The organism is Martelella alba (assembly GCF_005217455.1).
Classification (GTDB): domain Bacteria; phylum Pseudomonadota; class Gammaproteobacteria; order Enterobacterales; family Enterobacteriaceae; genus Acerihabitans.
The window spans coordinates 1-3,030 of the sequence record NZ_SZPQ01000097.1; the positions used below are offsets into that span (position 1 = coordinate 1).

Annotated in this window: 3 protein-coding genes and 1 pseudogene; 2 read left to right on the forward strand and 2 right to left on the reverse strand. The window is 47.2% G+C overall.

All coding sequences use genetic code 11. The features are described from left to right. Positions 1–491: 491 nt before the first annotated feature. Both FCN80_RS25535 and FCN80_RS25540 read left to right on the forward strand, forming a co-directional pair. Positions 492–1,559, forward strand: a complete 1,068-nt coding sequence (locus FCN80_RS25535; RefSeq protein WP_136993128.1) for a hypothetical protein — start codon at positions 492–494, stop codon at positions 1,557–1,559. Between the two features lie 2 nt (positions 1,560–1,561). After that, positions 1,562–2,488, forward strand: a complete 927-nt coding sequence (locus FCN80_RS25540; protein WP_136993129.1) for a hypothetical protein — start codon at positions 1,562–1,564, stop codon at positions 2,486–2,488. Between the two features lie 127 nt (positions 2,489–2,615). Here the strand turns inward: FCN80_RS25540 and FCN80_RS27560 are convergent. Both FCN80_RS27560 and FCN80_RS25550 read right to left on the reverse strand, forming a co-directional pair. Beyond that, positions 2,616–2,702, reverse strand: a pseudogene (locus FCN80_RS27560) (transposase domain-containing protein); the annotation flags it as partial. Positions 2,703–2,829: 127 nt separating this feature from the next. Continuing rightward, positions 2,830–3,030: transposase (locus FCN80_RS25550; protein ID WP_136993131.1), on the reverse strand; the 201-nt coding region annotated here is incomplete at its 5' end.

The following is a 3,030-nucleotide window of genomic DNA, read 5'->3' on the forward strand; positions in this document are numbered from 1 at the left end:
TCCATAAGTTAACCTGTTTTTGATGTTGGATAGAACATATCAAAATCAGGCAATTACACAATCTTATGTACAGGCTCTGTCAATACGGCGCATGCTGTACGTTTACTGAGAATTGGTGCTACCGGTAGTTCAAGAGCATGTATGACCCCTGTTTAGTAAACCACTTCAGTTTCCCATTGATTATGATAGCGTTGCATCGACCAATTGAACTCACAGCCAAGAGCAGATGTTGCAAACCGACTCGGCTGTCAATGAACAGCACGTAGGTCATTTAACCACCCGTAACGCCTACATACTTTATGGCGAATGCCCCTTCTTAAATCTTGCTCAGTGCTATGTTTGCAGCGTTTTCATTATCCATAATACAATTCTTATCTGAACAGCTAAACAATGTTTTTTGGCTAAGGATTAGCTTTTTACTTTTCCTTAGCTGTACAGATAAACTATAATTCAAAGCTAAGAAAAATATATTTTTATGAGGGGCGTCCGTAGTGATTCAACTTGAAAACAAGCTTCTACAGGATGTGATGTCAACCCTTGAAAGCATCCTTGAAGCCAGGATTAAAAAACGGAGTGACCTGCCGGGCGATGAAGGTATTGATTGTGTGCTGGAGGTCAGAGGTATTCAGGGTGTCTGGATCATGCCCGTAGAGGTAAAAAAACAGGCTTATCCGAGGGATATAAGACAAGCAATCTGGAAAATTGAGGAATTTTGTCAGAAAAACGTCAGTAAGCCTGATATTGTCCCGATTTTTGCCGCTGAGCTGATCAGTGGCGGCGCAAGAGAAATGCTTAAAGATCATGATGTTGGATACTATGAGATGGGTGGCACTCTCTTTATCAAGCATAAACAATCAATTATCGACATACAAAAACCTCGCAAAAAAGCAGCGAAACGCGGGAGTGGCGATCTGTTCACTGGTGCGAGGGAAATGGTCGTTCATGCTTTACTTCAGTCACAGGGAAAATGGTTCTCAGGTGAAGAACTCAGTGAGCGTTCTGGAACTTCAGCATACACGGTTTCTGGCGTTCTAAGAGAGCTGGAAATGAGAGAATGGCTGGGCAAAACCAGTGAGGGCGGTCGTTCACAGCGCCGCAGGCTGATTAATCCCGCTGCTTTACTTAATGCTTGGTCGGAAGCCACCAGGCAACGGGAAAATCGTGCACTCTACGGGTACCTGTTTGCAACGGATGCAGTGGATTGCGTCAGAAAAATTGAACGCAAGGTTAGTCACGTAGGTGGTGACATCAGTTGGGCGCTGACGGGTGCCCTGCCAGCAAATCAGGCCATGCCATTACTCACGGGCGTAAATGTGGCAGAGATTATCGTTCCAACCGGCAGTGCGGAACAGTTTATCATGCTGACGGGTATTAAACGCACGGAAAAGGGCTACAACGTTGTTGTACATGAATGCGCCCCCGCTGCTCTGCAATTTATAAATTATGAAAACAACATCCCCGTCGCCAGTGACTTCATTCAGTACCTGTCTCTGCTGGACGGTAAAGGAAGAAATGCTGAACTTGCTGAACAGTTTCGCAGGGAAATTCTGGAGATATAACTATGGTAATCCACACCAAACCGAAAGACAGATCCGGATACTCAGCCATTAACACGGAAATGTGTGAGCGGGTATTAGTCACTTTATTGACCACCTTCGGCACCATGAAAGGCACGCTTCGCCTGATAGGCGGACTCGTCCCGCGCTATTTAACTCCCGCGCAGGAACCTCAGGTGCCTGAACATTATGGTACATCTGATGTTGATATCGTGCTCAACCTGCAAGTTATCGCTGAAGGGGGGAATTATGCCTCTCTGCACGATCAGCTGGTTGATAGGGGCTTCAGAAAAAACTCGGATAAAAACGCATGGCGCTGGGAATTCCCCATTCCCGATGGTCCTCCCGTATTGGTAGAGTTTTTACAGGGAAACAATACTGGTGGAAAACCCGGTAAAGAAGTCCCAATAGACGGTGAGGCGGTTTCTGCTCTCGTGATCCCGTATGCTGAAATGTCATATGAATGGTACGCCGAGAAAGAGATCTCTGCGATGCTCTTTGGGGATAACGGGCAAGGCGACGCGGGGATTGTTTTTGAAACCATACGATTTGCGGATGAAGTTGTGTTCATCCTGCTGAAAGCGATTTCGTTTCATAACCGCAACGAACCTAAGGATGCAGCCGATTTGATCCATGTGATGCGCTACGCCGGCGAACCTGAAGACATTGCAGAAAAATTCCTTGATCGCATAAAAAGTGGAAAGCATCAGACAGCGATCGAGACTGGACTGGACGCACTGCAGAAATGCTTCGCTGAAGGTAATAACAACGTTGAAGGCTATCTGCTGACGGGCCCCGTGCGTTACGGACAGTTCATGCATGGTACCGATACAAATTTGGAAAATGAGAGACTGCAAGAGCAGCGCTTCGCTGCTGCACTAGTAACGGAAGTTCTGCGCCTCATAGATGAAGGCCGCGATGAAACTCAGTAAGGCAGATCTTTGGATCTATTTCGCTGTTTCCCGGTATAGACCAAGTTGAATCATTCTAGTTAATACGTAACCGATCGGCGAACTCACATTGCGCCGAGGAAGTCGTGTTATAGACTGGTCGGTATTGGCTAAAGCTATTTTCGGCGTAGGGCAACAGCTCGCTGATTCGGTTGTTGGGCCAGGTAGGCAAGCGCGTTAATACGTCACGCAGCCAGTGTGCTGCGCGGGGAGCGCCGCGCTGACGACGGTATCGCAGTGTTCACAACTGAACTGCGCACGGATATGGCGATGTACGATAAAACGCGCGGGAGTGTTCAGAATTCTGTGTCACGGTAAAAACATTACAGCGTGATCACGTTATTCAGTCGCCCGTCAAAATAAATGGCCAACTGCGACAAGGTCAAGTTCCAGTTCTGGATGGGCATTGTCCACTTCTCCTGCACATTCATTAGCCCCAGATAAAGAAGCTTTAACAGACTGTTTTCATTAGGAAACGCGCCTTTGGTTTTCGTCAGCTTCCGGAACTGCCGATGAACCGATTC

Bases quoted from the DNA above. Each gene is read 5' to 3' on its own strand.
- FCN80_RS25540 (WP_136993129.1), top strand. From the start codon at position 1,562: ATGGTAATCCACACCAAACCGAAAGACAGATCCGGATACTCAGCCATT.